18 protein-coding genes are annotated in these 18206 nt (G+C 68.6%); 6 read left to right on the top strand and 12 right to left on the bottom strand.

Annotation, left to right across the window (positions count from 1 at the left end; translation table 11 throughout):
* Nucleotides 1-215: 215 nt before the first annotated feature.
* Nucleotides 216-602: a transposase gene (locus ACFX59_RS12890; protein WP_387432670.1), complete on the bottom strand. Its 387-nt coding sequence runs from the start codon at nt 600-602 to the stop codon at nt 216-218.
* Between the two features lie 9 nt (nt 603-611).
* Complete coding sequence (locus tag ACFX59_RS12885; RefSeq protein ID WP_387432669.1) at nt 612-878, bottom strand: hypothetical protein; 267 nt, start codon at nt 876-878, stop codon at nt 612-614.
* A gap of 173 nt (nt 879-1051) precedes the next feature.
* Between ACFX59_RS12885 and ACFX59_RS12880 the strand changes: the two genes are divergently transcribed.
* Complete coding sequence (locus tag ACFX59_RS12880; protein WP_387432668.1) at nt 1052-2857, top strand: DUF885 domain-containing protein; 1806 nt, start codon at nt 1052-1054, stop codon at nt 2855-2857.
* Between the two features lie 45 nt (nt 2858-2902).
* Nucleotides 2903-3715, top strand: a complete 813-nt coding sequence (locus tag ACFX59_RS12875; RefSeq protein ID WP_387432666.1) for an energy transducer TonB — start codon at nt 2903-2905, stop codon at nt 3713-3715.
* 12 nt (nt 3716-3727) lie between these two features.
* On the opposite strand, the gene ACFX59_RS12870 is transcribed toward ACFX59_RS12875, so the two are convergent.
* The 5 genes from ACFX59_RS12870 to glmM form a co-directional block, all read right to left on the bottom strand.
* On the bottom strand, nt 3728-4783 hold the full coding sequence (locus ACFX59_RS12870) for a 5-(carboxyamino)imidazole ribonucleotide synthase (protein ID WP_387432664.1): 1056 nt from the start codon (nt 4781-4783) through the stop codon (nt 3728-3730).
* A 4-nt stretch (nt 4784-4787) separates the two neighbouring features.
* Complete coding sequence (gene purE / locus ACFX59_RS12865) at nt 4788-5267, bottom strand: 5-(carboxyamino)imidazole ribonucleotide mutase (protein WP_387432663.1); 480 nt, start codon at nt 5265-5267, stop codon at nt 4788-4790.
* Between the two features lie 623 nt (nt 5268-5890).
* Entirely contained in the window at nt 5891-6577 is a 687-nt protein-coding gene (gene gpmA, locus ACFX59_RS12860) for a 2,3-diphosphoglycerate-dependent phosphoglycerate mutase (protein WP_307102248.1), read from the bottom strand.
* A 57-nt stretch (nt 6578-6634) separates the two neighbouring features.
* Nucleotides 6635-6859 carry a DUF1272 domain-containing protein gene (locus tag ACFX59_RS12855; protein WP_354296702.1) on the bottom strand — a complete coding sequence of 75 codons (225 nt, stop codon included), beginning with the start codon at nt 6857-6859 and terminating at the stop codon, nt 6635-6637.
* Nucleotides 6859-8199 (bottom strand): phosphoglucosamine mutase, encoded by a 1341-nt coding sequence (glmM, locus tag ACFX59_RS12850; RefSeq protein WP_309691666.1) that lies wholly within the window; start codon nt 8197-8199, stop codon nt 6859-6861. The genes ACFX59_RS12855 and glmM overlap by 1 nt, the downstream gene beginning before the upstream one ends.
* 96 nt (nt 8200-8295) lie before the next feature.
* Here glmM and ACFX59_RS12845 point away from each other — a divergent pair, with 96 nt between their 5' ends.
* Together ACFX59_RS12845 and ACFX59_RS12840 are read left to right on the top strand one after the other, a co-directional pair.
* A complete protein-coding gene (locus ACFX59_RS12845; protein ID WP_387432661.1) occupies nt 8296-9540 on the top strand; it encodes a dicarboxylate/amino acid:cation symporter in 1245 nt (414 codons plus the stop codon).
* Nucleotides 9537-10529, top strand: a complete 993-nt coding sequence (locus ACFX59_RS12840) for an aldo/keto reductase (RefSeq protein ID WP_387432659.1) — start codon at nt 9537-9539, stop codon at nt 10527-10529. Before ACFX59_RS12845 ends, ACFX59_RS12840 begins: the two co-directional genes overlap by 4 nt.
* A gap of 193 nt (nt 10530-10722) precedes the next feature.
* Here the strand turns inward: ACFX59_RS12840 and ACFX59_RS12835 are convergent, their stop codons facing one another.
* The gene (locus ACFX59_RS12835) at nt 10723-12309 is read right to left on the bottom strand and encodes a peptide MFS transporter (RefSeq protein WP_309691670.1); all 1587 of its coding nucleotides are present in this window, start codon (nt 12307-12309) and stop codon (nt 10723-10725) included.
* A gap of 149 nt (nt 12310-12458) precedes the next feature.
* Here ACFX59_RS12835 and ACFX59_RS12830 point away from each other — a divergent pair, with 149 nt between their 5' ends.
* Nucleotides 12459-13037, top strand: coding sequence for a nitroreductase (locus ACFX59_RS12830; RefSeq protein ID WP_387432689.1), 579 nt, complete (start codon nt 12459-12461; stop codon nt 13035-13037).
* An 83-nt stretch (nt 13038-13120) separates the two neighbouring features.
* The gene (locus ACFX59_RS12825; protein WP_309691671.1) at nt 13121-13477 is read left to right on the top strand and encodes a GntR family transcriptional regulator; all 357 of its coding nucleotides are present in this window, start codon (nt 13121-13123) and stop codon (nt 13475-13477) included.
* Here ACFX59_RS12825 and ACFX59_RS12820 read toward each other — a convergent pair.
* The 4 genes from ACFX59_RS12820 to cobS form a co-directional block, all read right to left on the bottom strand.
* Complete coding sequence (locus tag ACFX59_RS12820; RefSeq protein WP_387432658.1) at nt 13458-14468, bottom strand: PepSY-associated TM helix domain-containing protein; 1011 nt, start codon at nt 14466-14468, stop codon at nt 13458-13460. The two genes, ACFX59_RS12825 and ACFX59_RS12820, sit on opposite strands and share 20 nt — an antisense overlap.
* A gap of 540 nt (nt 14469-15008) precedes the next feature.
* Nucleotides 15009-15254, bottom strand: a complete 246-nt coding sequence (locus tag ACFX59_RS12815; RefSeq protein ID WP_309691674.1) for a ribbon-helix-helix domain-containing protein — start codon at nt 15252-15254, stop codon at nt 15009-15011.
* Nucleotides 15251-17074 carry a cobaltochelatase subunit CobT gene (gene cobT, locus ACFX59_RS12810; protein ID WP_309691676.1) on the bottom strand — a complete coding sequence of 608 codons (1824 nt, stop codon included), beginning with the start codon at nt 17072-17074 and terminating at the stop codon, nt 15251-15253. Before cobT ends, ACFX59_RS12815 begins: the two co-directional genes overlap by 4 nt.
* A gap of 5 nt (nt 17075-17079) precedes the next feature.
* Nucleotides 17080-18087: a cobaltochelatase subunit CobS gene (gene cobS, locus ACFX59_RS12805; protein WP_307102269.1), complete on the bottom strand. Its 1008-nt coding sequence runs from the start codon at nt 18085-18087 to the stop codon at nt 17080-17082.
* Nucleotides 18088-18206: the final 119 nt, after the last annotated feature.

Below are 18206 nucleotides of genomic sequence, written 5' to 3'. Positions count from 1 at the left end.
GATACTACGATTGGGCTGCCAAGGTTCGAGCTTGTGTCCGAGGTCGGCGCTGGGCCGCCTCACCATGGGTCGTTCGATGGCTGATCGAGGGCTGCTATCTACCTTCGACCGGCTCTGGTGGCACTCCGGTTACGGCGCAGTCACCTAGACCTCGTTCTCTCGGGTTGCCCCCGCCTCGCGGCGAAGCTGGTAAAGGTGGAGCGGAGATCAGGCCGTCATGCGATGGCTTCCTCACGCGTCCACCGGAACTCGGTGCCGTCGGCCCAAATGCGGTGCATGACGAGCGCCAGCTTGCGCGCGACCGCGACAATGGCCCTGCGCAGACCGCGCCGCTTTGCGACGGCCATGCCCCACGCCTTCAGCGTCAACCGCCGCTTCGACCGCGTCAGCAGCGCCAAGGATGTTTGGTAGAGCGTCGTGCGCAGCAGGGCATCGCCTGTCTTCGAGATGGAGCCATTCCGATCCGTCTCGCCGCTCGCATACTTGCGCGGCGTCATGCCGAGCTGAGCACCGACGTCGCGCGAGTTCCGGAAGCGGCTCGGGTCATCGATGACGGCGAGGAAGGTGACGGCCGTGACCGCGCCGACGCCTGGAACGGTCATAAGTCGCCGTCAGGTGTCGTCACGGGCGACGGCATCAAGTAGCATCTTGTGCAGCACGGCGCATTGCTCGCGGAGAGCGGCCCGCGCGATGAGCATCGGCCTCACCATGGCCGCGAGCCTCGGTCGATCCTCAACCAACTCCATGGCGCGCTGCTCGAACCGCCCCGACGCTATCCGGCCCGAAAGTTTCAGCCCGAAGGCGCGGAGCGTGCCGCGTACTTCGTTTTCGATGTCGCCGTACTTGACCAGCAGGGTCTTGCGGTTGGCCAGCAGCATGCGCAACTCCTGGCCGAACGGGGCCCTTGATGGGGACCGGCCGATACCAGCCGGCCCGGATCACGGTGCGCGTCGAAGAGTGTGAACCGCAATCACCCCACCCGCCCCATAACCGCTTCAATTCCCGCCAAATCCCATTACGCTGCCCATCGAAAACCAAAAAGGGGACAAGCATGATCGACCGGCGGCATTTCCTGGGGGGCACGGCGGCGCTGGCCGTGACGGCGGGCAGCGAGGGGGTTCTGGCCCAGACCAGCGCATCCGCCCGCCTGACCACGCTGTTCGACACGCTGGTCCAGGAACAGCTCCGCCGCAGTCCGGAGGGCGCGACCAGCCTGGGCCTAGACACCGGCGCCAATGCCGATCTGCGGGGGCGTCTGTCCGACCAGACCCCCGCCGGGATCGCGGCGGCGAAGGCGGCGACCAAGGCCGATCTGGCCCGGCTCCAGGCGATCGACCCCGCCACCCTGTCGCCCGAGGAGCGGATCGACCTGGAATCGGTCCTCTACACCCGGCGCTCGGCGGAAGCGGTGCAGGCGTTCGATTTCGGCGGCTATTCCTATGGGCCCAGCCCCTATGTCGTGTCGCAGCTGTCGGGCGCCTATCAGTCGGTCCCCGATTTTCTCGACACCAAGCACAAGATCGCCAATGCGGGCGATGCCGATGCCTATCTGATGCGGCTGCGCGCCTTCGGGCAGCAGATGGACGCGCAGACCGACCGGATGCGCCACGATGCGGGGCAGGGGGTGGTGCCGCCCGACTTCATCCTCGACCTCGCGATCGAACAGATGGGCAAGACCCGCCAGCCCGCGAGCGAGGCGCTGGTCGTCCGGTCGCTCGCGCGCCGCGCCGCCGACAAGGGGCTGGGCGACCGCCATGCGCAGGCGGCCGCGAAAATCTATGAAGCGGAGGTGCTGCCCGCGCTGGATCGCCAGCTCGCCTATGCCAAGGCGTTGCGCGCCAAGGCGACGCATGATGCGGGCGTGTGGAAACTGCGCGAGGGGGCGGCCTATTATCCGGTCGCGCTCAAGACCAATACGACGACCAGCTTCTCGCCCGACGAGGTCCATCGCTTCGGCCGCGACCAGGCGGCGATGCTGTCCGCCCGGCTCGACGCGCTGCTGAAGAAGCAGGGCTTCACCAAGGGCACGGTGGGGCAGCGCATGGCCGCGCTCTACAAGAATCCCGACCAGCTCTATCCCAATACCGACGAGGGCAAGCGCGCCGCCATCGCCTATTGCAACGCGCGGCTGGATGCGATCCGGACGCGACTGCCGCAGGTGTTCGAACGCATGCCGCCCTATGGCTTCGAGGTGCGCCGTGTGCCCCCGCAGACCGAGGCGGGCGCGGCGGCGGCCTTTGCGCAGGGGCCTGCCATCGACGGATCGCGCCCCGGCCTGGTCTATTTCAACCTGAAGGACAGCGCCGACTGGCCCAAATTCTGCCTGGCCACGACCGTCTATCACGAAGGGTTGCCGGGGCATCAGATGGAGGGCGGGCTAGCGCTGTCCAACACGCGGCTGCCGCTGATCCGCAAGATCAACGGCTTTTCGGGCTATGGCGAGGGCTGGGCGCTCTATGCCGAACAGCTGGCGGACGAGATCGGCATGTATGATGACGATCCGCTGGGGCAGCTGGGCTATCTGAAGTTCCTGCTGTTCCGCGCCAATCGCTGCGTGGTCGATACCGGGCTTCACCATATGCGCTGGACCCGCGAACAGGCGATCCGCCATTTCGTCGAGGCCGAGGGCGAGGCGGAGGGTTTCGCGACGCGCGAGGTCGAACGCTACTGCGTCAATCCCGGCCAGGCGGCGAGCTATAAGCTGGGCCATTCGGTCTTTGTCGACATTCGCGAGTCCGCCCGGAAGCAGCAGGGCGCGCGGTTCGACCTGAAGGCGTTCCATACCGCCGTGCTGCGCCACGGCCGCGTGCCGCTCGACGTGCTGCGCCGGATCGGCGAGGACTGGGCGCGGACTTGACGTCGATCAGCATCGCGGTGATCCTCCGTCTGGGAGAATAGCGCGATGCGGGACAGCGTTTCGGTCCGGCGGGATCACGGGCGGCGATCGGTGGCGGTCGTCGCCACGGCGGCGGTCCATGCCGTGATCCTGGCGCTGCTGATCTGGGGGCAGCCCCGGCATCGCCTGACCGACGACCCGGCCCGGCCGCTACTGACGCTGTTCGACGTGCCTCGCCCGCCGGAGCCTCCCCCCGTCCCCGTGCCGCCGCCGCCGGTCGCACCCGCCCCGGTCAAGCGCGAGAGCATGGTGCCGCGTCCGACCGCCGGTGGCGGATCGCCACGCCCGGCGCCCGCGCGCCCAGCCCGACAGGCCGCTCCGGCGGCGGTCGCGCCTGCCCGGTTCGACATGGTCGACCTGCCCGCCCCGGCGGCGGGATTGGCGGCCGAGCCGGCCTTGCGCGTCGGGACGGCGATTTCGGACGGGCTGGGGACGGGAATCGCCAGCGGGCGCGGGACGGGTGGCGAGGGGCGCGGCACCGGCAACGGACGCGGCGACGGCGATGGTCCGGGCGAAGGACGGCTCCGCTACGCGCTTGCCGAATGGATCGAAAAGCCGCCGCAGGAGCTGATCGACAAAGCCTTTCCCAAAATGGCTTGGGCGGGCGGGGTCAGCGGCATCGCGGTGCTGCTATGCGACGTGCCCCGGCCGGGAACGCCCAAAAGCTGTTCGATCGCGGCGGAGCGTCCCAAGGGTCGCGGTTTCGGCGCGGCGGCACTGGGGCTCTACCGGCAATTCCGGATCCGGCCGGTGATGAAGGGCGATCAGGTCTATCAGGCGCAGGTGCTGGTGCCCGTGACCTTCACCGTCCGGCGATAGCCTGACGCCCGCTCAGCGCGTCACGCGCGTGATATGCCCCATCTTGCGCCCCGGCCGCGACTCGGCCTTGCCATAGAGGTGGAGATGGGTGCCCTTTTCGGTGAACGCGCCGTCCCAGGCATCGTCGCCGATCAGATTCTCCATCTGCACCCATGCACCCGTCAGCGACGTGTCGCCCAGCGGCAGGCCGCAGATTGCGCGGATATGATTCTCGAACTGCGAGGTTTCGGCGCCCTCGATCGTCCAATGGCCCGAATTGTGGACGCGCGGGGCCATCTCGTTGAACACAGGGCCGTTCTCGGTCGCGAAGAATTCGCAGGCCAGCACGCCGACATAGCCCAGTTCCTCCGCGATGCGGATGGCGAGCGCGGTCGCCTCCTCGGCCTGCGCCACGATCTCGGGCGGCGCGGGCAGGGTGGAGGTGCGCAGGATCGCGTCGCGGTGGATATTGTGCGGCGGGTCGTAGCGGACGGTCGTGCCGTCGGTTCCGCGCGCCACCAGGATCGAGAATTCGTGGCTGAAATGGATGAACCCCTCCAGCACGGCGGGGCCGCCTATCGCCTCCCAGGCGGCGGGGGCATCGGCCATCTCGCGGATCAGCGCCTGGCCCTTGCCGTCATAGCCGAAGCGCGTGGTCTTCAGGATCGCGGGACAGCCGATCCGCTCCAGCGCGGCGGTCAGGTCGGCGGCGGAATTGACCGCGGCCCAGGGGGCGGGGCGGCCGCCGACCTTCTCGACGAAGCTCTTCTCGGCGATCCGGTCCTGCGCGACGCGCAGCGCGGCGGGCGCGGGGTGGACGGGCAGCCGCTCGGCCAGCCATTCGACCGGCGTCACGTCGACATTCTCGAACTCATAGGTGACGACGTCGCAGGCGGCGGCGAAGTCGGCGAGCACGACCGTATTGTGATAATCGGCGCGGGTCAGCGACGACGCGGTCTGCGCCGCGACGCTTTCCTCGTCGGGGGCCAGCACATGGGTGCGATAACCCAGCTGCGCGGCCGCCACCGCCAGCATCCGGCCCAGCTGGCCGCCACCCAGAATTCCGATCGTCGAACCCGGCTTCAGCATCGGCTTACCCTTGCGGATCGTTGGCGACGCCGTCGGTCTGGCGCTGGCGCCAGTCCTTCAGACGCTCGGCGAGGTCCTCGTCGGACAGCGACAGGATCGAGGCGGCGAGCAGGCCCGCATTGATCGCACCCGCCTTGCCGATGGCCAGCGTGCCGACGGGGATGCCGCCGGGCATCTGGACGATCGAGAGCAGGCTATCCATGCCCTTCAGCGCCTTGGACTCGACCGGCACGCCCAGCACCGGCAGATGGGTCATCGACGCGGCCATGCCGGGCAGGTGCGCCGCGCCGCCCGCGCCCGCGATAATGACCTTGATCCCGCGATCGGCGGCGGTGGTGGCGTAATCGTACAGGCGCTGCGGCGTGCGGTGTGCGGAGACGACGCGGGTCTCATGCGCCACGCCCAGCGCCTCCAGCGTCTCGGCGGCATGCCGCATGGTTTCCCAGTCCGAAGTGGACCCCATGATGATCCCGACCGACGTCATATCCGCTGTTCCGCCTTAGCCCCTTTGGCCCCGTTGCCGGGGAAGCGGGCTGCCTAGCGGGACGGGGCGAGGGGGGCAAGTTTCCGTATGCGTTCGGCCATGGTGGCGGGCGATTTTGCCGGAGCGTGGGGACTGGGGCGTTTCAATCGCGCAGACGCGTCTGGACTGGCCGCTCTGCCAAACACGTCTCGACCGGGAGACAGGGCCAAATAGTCGAATGCGAAACGCGGGAACGGGGCGCCACATCTCTGCGTCCTCCGCGCCTCTGCGCGAACGATCTTCGTGTCTTCGCGGCTTCGCGTGAAATAAGATGGTTCACGCGAAGCCGCGATGGCGCGAAGGGGGCTGTATGCGAGGCAATCGCATAGGTTTATCCTGATCGGCTGGCATGCCCGTCAGCCGAAAGGTTCGGGTTGAGCGGGGTAGGCTTTTGTGTTCGCGCAGAGGCGCAGAGGACGCAGAGATAGCGTTCCTTGTTTCATGCCCTCCGTGTCCAATCCGATGGTCATGTCTCCCGACCGAAATCGGATATCCCAAACGACTCTGCGTCCTCTGCGCCTCTGCGCGAAGAGGTCGGGGCGCGAGGCGGTCGCACGTCAGACCGCCCCTCGTCTCCCGATCGCTTAGCGTTCGGACAGATAGTAGCGATCGGTCGGGGTTAGGTCGTCGGCCAGTTCATAGACGATCGGCTGCGCGGTCGGGATTTCGAGACCCGTGATCTCGTCGTCCGGGATGTTCGACAGATGCTTGACCAGCGCGCGCAGCGAGTTGCCGTGCGCCGAGATCAGCACGCGATTGCCGTCGCGCAGCGCAGGCGCGATGCGCTCTTCCCAATAGGGCAGGACGCGCGCGATCGTGTCCTTCAGGCTCTCGGTCTGCGGCACGTCGATACCCGCATAGCGGCGGTCGCCCGACACGTCGAACTCGCCGCCCGCATCCGCCGGGGGCGGGGGCACGTCGAAGCTGCGGCGCCAGATCTTGACCTGCTCGTCGCCATGCTTGGCCGCCGTCTCCGCCTTATCCAGGCCGGTCAGCCCGCCATAATGGCGCTCGTTCAGCCGCCAGTGCTTCTCGGTCGGCAGCCAGAGGCGGCCCATCGTCTCCAGCGCCAGGTTCAGCGTCTTGATCGCGCGGGTCTGCAGGCTGGTGAAGGTCAGGTCGAAGTCGAGGCCCTTCTCGGCCATCATCGCACCCGCCGCGCGCGCCTCGGCCGCACCCTGCGCGGTCACGTCGACATCCCACCAGCCGGTGAAGCGGTTCTCGAGATTCCAGGCGGACTGGCCGTGGCGGATCAGGACGAGCTGGGGCATGGAAACTCCTTCAATGTGATGAGGCCCGCATAGAGCGGCGGGCACGCGGGGTCGAGGTCAGCCGCGAAAACGGCCTTGCGTGGAGGCGGGATTGGCCTTCAGCACGCGGCCCATGCGGGTCGGCCGGTCGAGCAGCTCGCCGCCGCAATCGGGGCAGATCTCGTCCAGCTCGTCGGCGCATTCGGCGCAGAAGGTGGTTTCCAGCGAGCAGATGAACGCGCCGCCCTGGGACGGGGGCAGGTCCGTGCCGCAGCGCTCGCAATCGGGACGCATCTCCAGCATCAGGCGGCCACCTCGCGCACCACGTCGCAGATCCGGTCGACCAGAGTCTCCACCTGGCGCTTGTCCTCGCCCTCGGCCATCACGCGGATGACGGGTTCGGTGCCCGAGGGGCGGATGACCAGGCGGCCGCGCCCGGCGAGTTCGGCCTCGGCGGCGGCGATGACGCCCTGCACCTTCTCATGCTCCAGCGGCTTGCCGCCCGCGAAGCGGACATTCTTCAGGAGTTGGGGCAGCGGATCGAAGCGGTGCAGCACCTCGCTGGCGGGTGCGCCCGCGCGCTTCAGCTCGGCCAGCACCTGGAGCGCGGCGACCAGCCCGTCGCCGGTGCGGGCATAGTCGGACAGGATGATATGCCCCGACTGCTCGCCACCGACATTGTATCCGCGCGTCCGCATCGCCTCCAGCACATGGCGGTCGCCCACCTTGGTCCGGATCAGGCCCAGGCCCTGCGCGGCCAGGTGCCGCTCCAGCCCCAGATTCGACATGACGGTCGCGACCAGGCCGCCGCCCGCCAGCCGCCCTTCGCGGGCGTAGCTGGTCGCGATCATCGCCATCAGCTGGTCGCCATCGACCACCGCGCCGGTCTCGTCGACGATGATGAGGCGATCGGCATCGCCGTCGAGGGCAATGCCGATGTCCGCGCCGCTCGCCACGACCGTCTCGGCCAGCGTCTGCGGCGCGGTCGAGCCGACGCCGTCATTGATGTTGGTGCCGTTGGGGGTCACGCCGATCGCGACCACGTCCGCGCCCAGTTCCCACAGGGCGGCGGGGGCGACCTTGTACGCCGCGCCGTTCGCGCAATCGATCACGACCCGCAGGCCGTCGAGGCGAAGCGCCTGCGGGAAGGTGGACTTGGCGAAGTGGATATAGCGCCCGGCGGCGTCGTCGACCCGGCGCGCGCGGCCGATCTTGCCCGAGGGGACCAGCGGGACATTCTGCTCGATCAGGTCCTCGATCGATTCCTCGGCTTCGTCGGACAGCTTATAGCCATCGGGGCCGAACAGCTTGATGCCATTGTCGGCAAAGGGATTGTGGCTGGCGGAGATCATCACGCCGATATCGGCACGCATCGAATGGGTCAGCATCGCGACCGCGGGCGTGGGCAGCGGCCCGAGCATCACCACGTCCATGCCGACGCTGGTGAAGCCCGCGACCAGCGCCGATTCCAGCATATAGCCCGACAGACGGGTGTCCTTGCCGATCACGACGCGGTGGCGGTGATCGCCGCGCTGGAAATAGGCACCGGCCGCCATGCCGACCTTCATCGCCATCTCGGCGGTCATCACCGCGCCGTTGGTGGCGCCGCGAATGCCATCAGTGCCGAAATATTTTCTTGCCATGCGGCCAAGTCCCTGCCGGATTAAGAGGAAACACCATGCGGTCGCGCCCCGTTTAGCGTGACCTTTCCAAAAGCTCAAAGGAACCGAGGGCCCTTCATGTCCCGAGCCACGCTGATCCTATTGTGTCTGGCCGCCGGTCTGCTGGCGGGGGTGGGGCTGGCGGCGGCCTCGCCCGGGCTGGCGCAAGCGGGTGTCGCGGTCGCGCGGCCGGTCGGCACGCTCTGGCTGAACGGGTTGCAGATGACGGTCATCCCGCTGGTCGTCACGCTGCTGATTACGGGCGTGACCGCGACCGCCGAGGCGGCGCAGGCCGGGCGGATCGCCGCGCGCGCAATCCTGACCTTCCTGATCCTGGTCACGCTGACCGCGACGATGGCCGCCGTCGTCACGCCCGCGCTGCTGCACGCGGTGCCGATCCCGCGCGACGCGGCGGAGGCGCTGAAGGCGGCGCTGGGCCATGCGGAGCCGGCCGCCGCCCCGCCGCCCATCGCCGAGTTCGTGACCGGCATTGTGCCGACCAACATCTTCGCCGCCGCCACCAACAATGCGCTGCTGTCGCTGATCCTGTTCACGCTGGCCTTCGCCTTTGCGATCACCCGGATCGAGGGCGAGGGGCGCGCGCTGCTGCTGCGATTCTTCACCGCGATCCGCGATGCGATGCTGGTCCTGATCGGTTGGGTGCTGTGGCTGGCGCCGCTGGGCGTGTTCGCGCTGGCCTTCGTCGTCGGGGCGAGCGCGGGCGGGGGCGCGTTCGGGGCGCTGGCCCATTATATCGCGATCATCGCCAGCATCGGCGTGATCGTCATGCTGATGGCTTACGGCGTGGCGATGCTGGGCGCGCGGGTGCCGCTGGCGCGCTTCGCCCGCGCGCTGGCCCCGGCGCAGGCGGTGGCGATCTCCACCCAATCCTCGCTCGCCAGCCTGCCCGCGATGGTCGAGGGGACCAAGGTGCTGCGCATCGCACCGGGCACCGCCAGCTTGGTCCTGCCGATGGCGGTGGCGATGTTCCGCGCGACCCAGCCCGCGATGAACGTCGCGGTGGCGCTCTATATCGCCGACTGGTTCGGGATCGTGCCCGGCATGGCCTCGGTCGCGGCCGCGGTGGTCGTGGCGATCCTGTGCTCGCTGGGCTCGGCGAGCCTGCCGTCGCAGATCACCTTCTTCGCCTCGATCGCGCCGGTCTGCGTCGCGCTGGGGGTGCCCGCCGCGCCTTTGGGGCTGCTGATCGCGGTGGAGACGATTCCGGACATCTTCCGGACGCTCGGCAATGTCAGCATGGACCTTGCCGCGACCGCGACCGTTTCCCGAGCCAGCCGCACCATCGACGAGGACACCCCATGAAATACCGCACGCTCGGCCCCGAATTCGAGGTTTCCGCGCTGGGCCTCGGCTGTATGCCGATGGCCGGTGTCGGCCGGAACATGTACGGCCAGGCCGACGAGGCGGAGAGCATCGCCACCATCCACCGCGCGATCGAGCTGGGCGTGACCCTGTTCGACACCGCCGAAATCTATGGCCCGCTGGTCAATGAGGAACTGGTCGGCCGTGCCATTCGCGGCCAGCGCGACGCGGTGGTGATCGCGACCAAATTCGGCTTCCGCTATGACGAGAACGGCATGACGGGCGTCGACTCCACCCCCGCCAATGTCCAGCGCGCGTGCGAGGGGTCGCTCAGGCGGCTGGGGGTCGAGACGATCGACCTGTTCTACCAGCACCGGGTCGATCCCAATGTCCCCATCGAGGATACGATCGGCGCGATGGGGCGGCTGGTCGAGCAGGGCAAGGTCCGGCGGCTGGGTCTGTCCGAGGCCGGCGCCGAGACGATCCGCCGCGCCGCCGCCGTCCACCCGATCGCGGCGGTCCAGTCGGAATATTCGCTGTGGGAACGCGATGTCGAGGCCGACATCCTGCCCGTGGTGCGCGAACTGGGCATCGGCTTCGTGCCGTACAGCCCGTTGGGGCGCGGGTTCCTGACCGGGCAGATCACCCGGCGCGAGGATCTGCCCGAGGGCGATTATCGGCGGAACGATCCCCGTTATTCGGAGGAGAATTTCGATCGGAACATGGCACTGGTCGAGGTGGTGAAGTCCATCGCCGCCGCGCATGACGCGAGTGCCGCGCAGGTGGCGCTGGCCTGGCTGCTGGCGCAGGGCGACGACATCGTGCCGATCCCCGGCTCCAAGCGGCGCGTGACGCTGGAGGATTCGATGACGGGGGCCGAACTGACGCTCTCGGCCGGGGAGCTGGCGAAGCTGGACGAAGCGGCTCCGCGGGGCGGCACGGCGGGGCCGCGTTATGGCGAGCGGGCGATGGCGATGACGCGGCTCTGAGCCGCTCGCCGGAGTAATACCCCCGAACCTCCGTTCAGGCTGAGCGAAGTCGAAGCCCACGCCCCGGCCTGTCCGCAGGCGTCATCCCGTGCACTTCGACTTCGCTCAGTGCGAACGGAGGTGGGGGTGATCGGAAGAGCAGGGGGGTAGGGAAAAAGGGGCGGCTGGGTCATCCCGAACCGCCCCATTTGGTTCACAGCGGCTTCTGCTCCAGCCGCGTATCGACGCCCGCCGCCGCCGGCTCGGCCAGTTCCTTGTCGCCCGCCAGTGCGGCATCGGCCTTCAGCAGGTCGAGGTGCATCAGCCTGGCGATGAAGGGCGACACGACCAGCACGACGACGCCGATCCCGATCGAGAACCAGCCGATCCGCGTATAGACGTCGAGCACCTTGTCCGGCCCCGCGCCCTCGCCGCCGGTCGCCTGCGCGATCAGTCCGGCGATGAAATTGCCCGCCGCCGTCGCCAGGAACCAGGTGCCCATCATCAGCCCGGTCATGCTGGGCAGCGACAGCCGCGTCATCGCCGACAGCCCGACCGGCGAGAAGCACAGCTCGGCCATGGTGTGGATCAGATAGACCAAGATGACGAAGATCACCGGCGTCGGCGCCCCGGCATAGAGCGCGGCCCCCGCCACCAGGACCAGAAAGCCCGCGCCCACGCCGACCAGCCCGATGCCGAACTTGAACGGCGCGCTCGGCTCCCATCCCCGCTTGGCGAGCAGGGTCCAGACCGCCGCGAAGACCGGGGCCAGCAGGATGATGAAGATCGAGTTGACCGACTGGAAGGCCGAGGCCGGGATCGTCCAGCCGAGCAGGCTGCGATCGACCGAGCGGTCGGTATAGACGTTGAGCGATGAGCCCGCCTGTTCGAACAGCGCCCAGAAGAGCGGGCACAGCGCGATCAGGAACAGCGCGGCCAAGATACGGTCGCGATCGATCTTGCCCAGGGTGAACACCGCCCGCCACAGGATGAAGCCCACCGTGCCGATGCTGAACACGATCAGCAGCGTGCCGACCGCATCCTGGTGCCGGATCAGTTGCCACGTCACCAGCGTCGCCACGATCGCGCCCAGATAGATCAGCCATTCGCGCGACAGACCGGCCACGACCGGCGCGCGCAACACGGGCAGCGAGGGCGCTTCACCCGCGCCGTGGAGCTCGCGCTTCAGCCCGATAAAGGCGACCAGGCCCAGCAACATGCCGATGCCCGCCGCGCCGAAGCCATAGGCCCAGCCCACCGTCTCGCCCAGCACGCCGCACACGATCGGCCCCAGCGCGCCGCCGCCGTTGATCCCCATATAGAAGATCGAGAAGGCGGGATCGCGCCGCATGTCGTCGCGGGCATAGAGTTGCCCGACCAGCACCGAGATATTGGCCTTGAGGAACCCGGTGCCGATCACGATCGCGGCCAGCGCCAGGTAGAAGCCCTCCAGATAGACGCCTTGCGCGCCCTGGGGCCCTTCCATCACGGCGATCAGCAAATGGCCGAAGGCGATGAAGATGCCGCCCGCCAGCACCGCGCGTCTGGCCCCCAGATAGCGGTCGGCCAGATAACCGCCGATCACCGGCGTGAAATAGACCAGCGACATATAGGCGGCGTAGATGCCGAAGGCGGGTTCGTCGGTGAACAGGAAATGCTTGGTCAGGTAGAAGACCAGGATGGCGCGCATCCCGTAGAAGGAAAAACGCTCCCACATTTCGGTGAAGAACAACAGGAACAGGCCTCGGGGATGCCCCAAAACCGTCTTGCCGCGCGCGGCGGCCTCATACGCAGTCGCCATGCCGGCGTTTACTCCATCGAAATCGCCCCGCGCGCCGGTCGGCACGCTGGGGCGTAATGGTTCGGTAACCTAGCGGCAAAGCCGCGACTGTAAATATCATGCGCGACGCCGTAAGGATCGAACCCATGAGCGATTCCTCCTCCGACATGGTGTTCAACGACCGTACGACCCCGCTTTCGCTGCTGGCGACGCGCCGCTCGGGCAAGCCGCGCGATCTGGTCGCGCCGGGGCCGGACGCCGCCCAGCTGGCCGAGATGCTGACCATCGCCGCGCGCACCCCCGATCATGGCAAGCTGGCGCCGTGGCGCTTCGTGATCGTGCCGACGGAGGCGCGCGGCCGACTGGCGGAGGTCATCACGACGGCGTACCGCGCCGAACGGCCGCAGGCGGGCGCGACCGAGATCGCCGCGCTGGACCAGTTCGCGCATCAGGCGCCGTCGCTGGTCGTCGTCCTCTCCTCTCCCCGCACCGAAAGCCACATCCCCTTGTGGGAACAGGAATTGTCGGCGGGGGCGGCGTGCATGAACCTGCTCCATGCCGCGCATGCCATGGGCTATGCCGGGGGCTGGCTGACCGGCTGGCCCGCCTTTTCCGATGCGGTGCGCGACGCATTCGGCGCCGCGCCCGAGCGGATCGTCGGGTTCGTCTTCCTCGGCACGCCCGGCCGCCCGCTCGACGAACGGCCGCGCCCGGACATGGCGCGGATCGTATCGACCTGGGGCGGATAGGCCGAGCCGCTGCCGCGACGATTGTGCAAACGTTGTCACTATAGCCCCTCGACTTTCCTAAGGCGTTGCTGTATTAACTTGGCATGACAGCTCTTAGCGGCGACGACAGCCCGGTTTACATCCGCCTGCGCGGGACGATCGCGGCGGGCATTCTCAACGGCACCTACCGGACCGGGGACCAGCTTCCCTCGGTCCGCGCGCTGGCGGCGGACCAGGGGGCGAACCCCCTGACGGTCGCCAAGGCCTATCAGAGCTTTCAGGACGACGGCTATGTCGAGGTGCGGCGCGGCGTCGGCATGTTCGTGATGCCGGGGGCCGCCGACCGGCTGCGCGCCGCCGAGCGCGAGAGCTTCCTGGCGGTGCAATGGCCGCGCATCCGCGACCATATCGACCTGCTCGGCCTCGACGCGACCGACCTGCTCAGCGTCGAGCGGGTCTGACCTTCGGGCGCCGCGTCCAGGCGACCAGCCCGGTCGCCGCGGTTCCCAGCGCCAGCAGGCCGACCAGCACCGCCAGCGCGCGCCCGGCCCAGGACATGGCGCGACCATCATGCAGGCGGCGCGCCCAGGACAGCATCACCGGCGCGGCATGACCCGGCGCGGCGACCGCGCCGACGCTGTCATCGGCGACCTTGACGACGCCGGGCGCGGACCCCGCGAAAGACAAGGTCCAGTCCGCCGAGCGTTCGGTCGGCCAGTCGATCGCCGATAGCGACCCTCGTGACCAGCGCTGCGCGCTGGCGACCACCCGCGCGACGGGCAGGGCGGGGCGGGCGACTGGCGGCGCGGGGCGCGGGGCGGTGGCCGTATCGGACAAGGCGAGCGCGATGCCGCTGACGGTCATCGCCAGCACCGGGACCGCCGACCAGAATCCGATCCCCCGATGCCACGCCCTGACGGCGTCGCCTCTCCGGGCAGGGCGCCTGGCGGGTCGTTTGCGGGCCAGCGCTGCCCAGAACCCGCTCAGGCCGGTCAGGACGATGGCGATCCCGGCGATCCCCACGATCCATCGCCCCGCCCCCGCCAGGAACAGCCCGTCATGCAGGCGCCGGACCGCGCCGATCACCCCGCCGTCGCGCCAGCCGCTGGCCAGGATATGCGCGGTCGGCGGGTCGAGGAACAGCTGGCGCTGCGCACGGTCGCTCACCCGGTCGAGCGTCACGATGACCGGCGCGGATCCCTCGCCGAGCGCCAGCGTGGCGATCCGCTCGCCGGGGCGCAGGCGGCGAGACGCGGCGTCGCTATAGGCCTGTGCGGCGATCCGGGTTTCGCCGCTGATCCGGTATCGGTCCGGCGCGGCGATCCGCTCGATCAGCGGCGCGCAGGCCAGGATCACGCCGGACAGCGCCAGCGCGACCGCGAACAGCCCGCTCACCAGCCCCAGCCAGCGATGGACCCGCAATCCCCGGTCGCGATGCGTAATGCCGGCCACACATACCCCGAAACAGACGGCGCGCCCTGCCGGAGCCGCGCGGCGGCGTCAATCGGGGAGGGGCGTCTTCCCCACCTCCGCTAAGGCGGAGCGACGTCGAAGCCCGCGCCCGGTCCTTTGCCCTGGGGGCAACCGTCATCCCATGGCCTTCGACTTCGCTCAGGCCGAACGGGGGGAGGGAATGGGGGCATGGTCGGTGCCGGAAGCGATCTTGCCCCGGTTATGCCAAGGGTTCGGCTGGCATAACTCCCCCCCTCCGTTCAGGCTGAGCGAAGTCGAAGCCCACGCCCCGTCCTTCGCCCCGGGGGCAACCGTCATCCCATGGCCTTCGACTTCGCTCAGGCCGAACGGGGGGAGGGAATGGGGGCATGGTCGGTGTCGAAAGCGATCATGCTGCGGTCATGCCAAGGGTCCGGGTGGCATAAGTCCCTCCATCCGTTCAGGCTGAGCGAAGTCGAAGCCCACGCCCCCCTTCGCCCAAGGGCAATACTCATCCGTGGCGCGTCGACCACGCCCATCTCCGCCCCTTCGCGAACCCGATCACCGCCGCAGGAACAGCCAGGACCGGATCGCGCTCGCCAGATTGGGGGGATCCTCCGCGCCGATCCGCAGCGCGTCGATCTCCGCCACCAGCGCGGACAGCGGCAGGGCATGGGCCACCGCCGCCTCTTCCAGCGCGGTCCAGAAGACCGGCTCCAGGCTGATCGAGGTCGCGTGGCCCGCGATCGTGATCGAGCGTTTGACCGGCCCGACGAAACCCTCCGCCGGGGGCGCGATCCGGCTCACGGGGTGTCGAACAGGCTGGCCAGCTGCTCGATGATCGTGCCGCCCAGCTGCTCGGCATCCATGATCGTCACCGCGCGGGCGTAATAGCGGGTCACGTCATGGCCGATGCCGATCGCGACCAGCTCGACCGGGCTCTTGCTCTCGATCCAGCCGATCACCTGGCGCAGATGCCGCTCCAGATAGCTGCCCGAATTGACCGACAGCGTCGAGTCGTCCACCGGCGCGCCGTCGGAGATGACCATCAGGATGCGTCGCTCCTCGGGCCGCGCGACCAGGCGGCTATGCGCCCACATCAGCGCCTCGCCGTCGATATTCTCCTTGAGCAGCCCCTCGCGCATCATCAGGCCGAGATTGTTGCGCGCGCGCCGCCACGGCTCGTCGGCTTGCTTGTAGACGATGTGGCGAATGTCGTTCAGCCGCCCCGGCTGCGGCGGACGCCCGGCGGCCAGCCAGGTTTCGCGGCTCTGCCCGCCCTTCCACGCACGGGTGGTGAAGCCCAGGATCTCGGTCTTCACCCCGCACCGCTCCAGCGTGCGCGCGAGGATGTCGGCGGAGATGGCCGCGATGCCGATCGGCCGTCCGCGCATCGAGCCCGAATTGTCGATCAGCAAGGTGACGACGGTATCGCGGAAATCGGTATCCCGCTCGATCTTGTAGGACAGCGACTGGCCGGGATTGACCACCACGCGCGCCAGCCGCGCCGCGTCGAGAATCCCCTCTTCCTGGTCGAAGTCCCACGACCGCGACTGTTGCGCCATCAACCGGCGTTGCAGCCGGTTGGCCAGCTTCGACACCGCCGATTGCAGATGCGCCAGCTGCTGGTCGAGATAGCCGCGAAGCCGCGCCAGCTCGTCGGCGTCGCACAGCTCGCCCGCCGCGATCACCTCGTCATATTGGGTGGTCCAGGGCTTATAGTCGAATTGCGACGCCAGATCGTTCATCGGGCGGTTGGGGCGGGTCGGCTGGCTGCCTTCGTCGCCATCCTCGCCGGGTTCGCCATCGAGATCGTCGAGCGAATCCTGGCTCTGCTCCTGCGACTCGCCGTCCTCGCTGTCCGAGTCGCGCTTCTCGGCGCGGGCTTCTACCTCGCCTTCGCCCTGGCCCTGTTCGTCGTCCTGATCGTCGCTTTCGTCCTCATTCTGCTGGTCCTCGCCCTCCTGATCGTCGCCGCCCTCATCGGCCTGTTCGGGCTCGGCAGGGGGCTCGGCGAGTTCGAGGTCGGCGAGCATGCGCGCGGCCAGCGTCTGGAACCTCTTCTGATCGTCCATCGCGCCCGCCAGCGCGTCGAGATCGGTCGCCCCCTCCAGCCAGTCGCGGACCAGCGCCAGCGCGGGCGCCGTCTCGGCGGGCGAGGGGCGCCCCGTCATCCGCTCGCGCAGCAGCAGCCCCAGCGCGGTCGACAGCGGCACCTCGTCGCGGTTGCGCGCGCGCGTCATCGGATCGGAGCGCAGCCGCACGTCGAGCGCATGCGCCAGATTGTCGCCGATCCCGGCATAGCCCCGCGCGCCCAGCGCCTCGATCCGCGCGGTCTCCACCGCGTCATAGACCGCGCGCGCCACCGCCTCGGTCGGCGCGGCGCGGGCATGGAGCGCGGTGTCGTGCAGCTTCAGCCGCAGCGCGAAGGCATCGGCAAAGCCGCGCGCCTCGGCCACCTGTTCGGGCGGCAGCGCGCGGCCGGGCATCGGCACGCGGATATGCTTGCCCGATTGCGCGGGCGCGTCGGCGGTGAAGGCCAGCTCCACCTCCGGCTCCTGCGCGATGGTGCGCGCCGTGCCGCCGAGGACCGCCTTGAACCGGTCGAGAGGGGTTTCGTTGCCCAAGGGAATCAGGCCCGGCTGACGACGCTCTCGGGCAGGTCCTTGCCGAATACGCGCTGATAATATTCCGCGACCAGCGCGCGTTCGTTCTCGTCGCACTTGTTCAGGAACGACAGGCGGAAGGCAAAGCCCGGATCGTTGTTGAAGATCAGCGTGTTCTGCGCCCAGGTGATGACCGTGCGCGGGCTCATCACGGTCGAGATGTCGCCGTTGATGAAGCCCTTGCGGGTCATGTCGGCGACGCGGACCATGTTCTCGACCAGCTGCTTGCCCTCGGGCTTGTCATATTCGCCCGATTTGGCGAGCACGATCTGCGCCTCGGTCGCGGCGGGCAGATAGTTGAGCGTCACCACGATGTTCCAGCGGTCCATCTGGCCCTGGTTGATCTGCTGCGTGCCGTGATACAGGCCGCTGGTGTCGCCCAGGCCGATGGTGTTGGCGGTGGCGAACAGGCGGAACCACTTGCTGGGGCGGATGACGCGATTCTGGTCGAGCAGGGTCAGCTTGCCCTCGGTCTCCAGCACGCGCTGGATCACGAACATCACGTCGGGACGGCCCGCATCATATTCGTCGAAGACGAGCGCGGTCGGCGTCTGGAGCGCCCAGGGGAGCAGGCCCTCGCGGAACTCGGTCACCTGCTGCCCGTCCTTCAGGACGATGGCGTCGCGGCCGATCAGGTCGATACGGCTGATATGCGCGTCCAGGTTGATGCGGATGCACGGCCAGTTCAGGCGGGCGGCGACCTGTTCGATATGGCTCGACTTGCCGGTGCCGTGATAGCCCTGCACCATCACGCGGCGATTGTGCGCGAAACCGGCCAGGATCGCCAGCGTCGTGTCGGGATCGAACACATAGGCGGGATCGAGATCGGGGACGCGCTCGTCGGCCTCGGAGAAGGCGGGCACCTCCATGTCGGTATCGATGCCGAACAGGTCGCGCACCGACACCATCTTGTCGGGTGCGTCGAGAATCGTCGTATCGCGGCTGTCGGGAAGCGTATTCGGGATGTTGGTCATCAGGCCCTCGTCTCGTCGCTCAACGCCTTAGGCCAAGCGCGGCTCCCTACTCAATGGCGGTGATCGCAGGAAGATAGCGGATCGGCCCGGTCGCGGCGATTGCGTCGGCAGGGCTTGGG

Source organism: Sphingomonas sp. NCPPB 2930, assembly GCF_042867205.1.
Taxonomy (GTDB): domain Bacteria; phylum Pseudomonadota; class Alphaproteobacteria; order Sphingomonadales; family Sphingomonadaceae; genus Sphingomonas.
Note: the sequence above shows the minus strand (reverse complement) of the source record. Positions and strands in the feature narration are given on the sequence as shown.

Coding starts and splice junctions, on each gene's coding strand:
- ACFX59_RS12890 (WP_387432670.1), bottom strand. CDS start 602: ATGACCGTTCCAGGCGTCGGCGCGGTCACGGCCGTCACCTTCCTCGCC.
- ACFX59_RS12885 (WP_387432669.1), bottom strand. CDS start 878: ATGCTGCTGGCCAACCGCAAGACCCTGCTGGTCAAGTACGGCGACATC.
- ACFX59_RS12880 (WP_387432668.1), top strand. CDS start 1,052: ATGATCGACCGGCGGCATTTCCTGGGGGGCACGGCGGCGCTGGCCGTG.
- ACFX59_RS12875 (WP_387432666.1), top strand. CDS start 2,903: ATGCGGGACAGCGTTTCGGTCCGGCGGGATCACGGGCGGCGATCGGTG.
- ACFX59_RS12870 (WP_387432664.1), bottom strand. CDS start 4,783: ATGCTGAAGCCGGGTTCGACGATCGGAATTCTGGGTGGCGGCCAGCTG.
- purE (WP_387432663.1), bottom strand. CDS start 5,267: ATGACGTCGGTCGGGATCATCATGGGGTCCACTTCGGACTGGGAAACC.
- gpmA (WP_307102248.1), bottom strand. CDS start 6,577: ATGCCCCAGCTCGTCCTGATCCGCCACGGCCAGTCCGCCTGGAATCTC.
- ACFX59_RS12855 (WP_354296702.1), bottom strand. CDS start 6,859: ATGCTGGAGATGCGTCCCGATTGCGAGCGCTGCGGCACGGACCTGCCC.
- glmM (WP_309691666.1), bottom strand. CDS start 8,199: ATGGCAAGAAAATATTTCGGCACTGATGGCATTCGCGGCGCCACCAAC.
- ACFX59_RS12845 (WP_387432661.1), top strand. CDS start 8,296: ATGTCCCGAGCCACGCTGATCCTATTGTGTCTGGCCGCCGGTCTGCTG.
- ACFX59_RS12840 (WP_387432659.1), top strand. CDS start 9,537: ATGAAATACCGCACGCTCGGCCCCGAATTCGAGGTTTCCGCGCTGGGC.
- ACFX59_RS12835 (WP_309691670.1), bottom strand. CDS start 12,309: ATGGCGACTGCGTATGAGGCCGCCGCGCGCGGCAAGACGGTTTTGGGG.
- ACFX59_RS12825 (WP_309691671.1), top strand. CDS start 13,121: ATGACAGCTCTTAGCGGCGACGACAGCCCGGTTTACATCCGCCTGCGC.
- cobS (WP_307102269.1), bottom strand. CDS start 18,087: ATGACCAACATCCCGAATACGCTTCCCGACAGCCGCGATACGACGATT.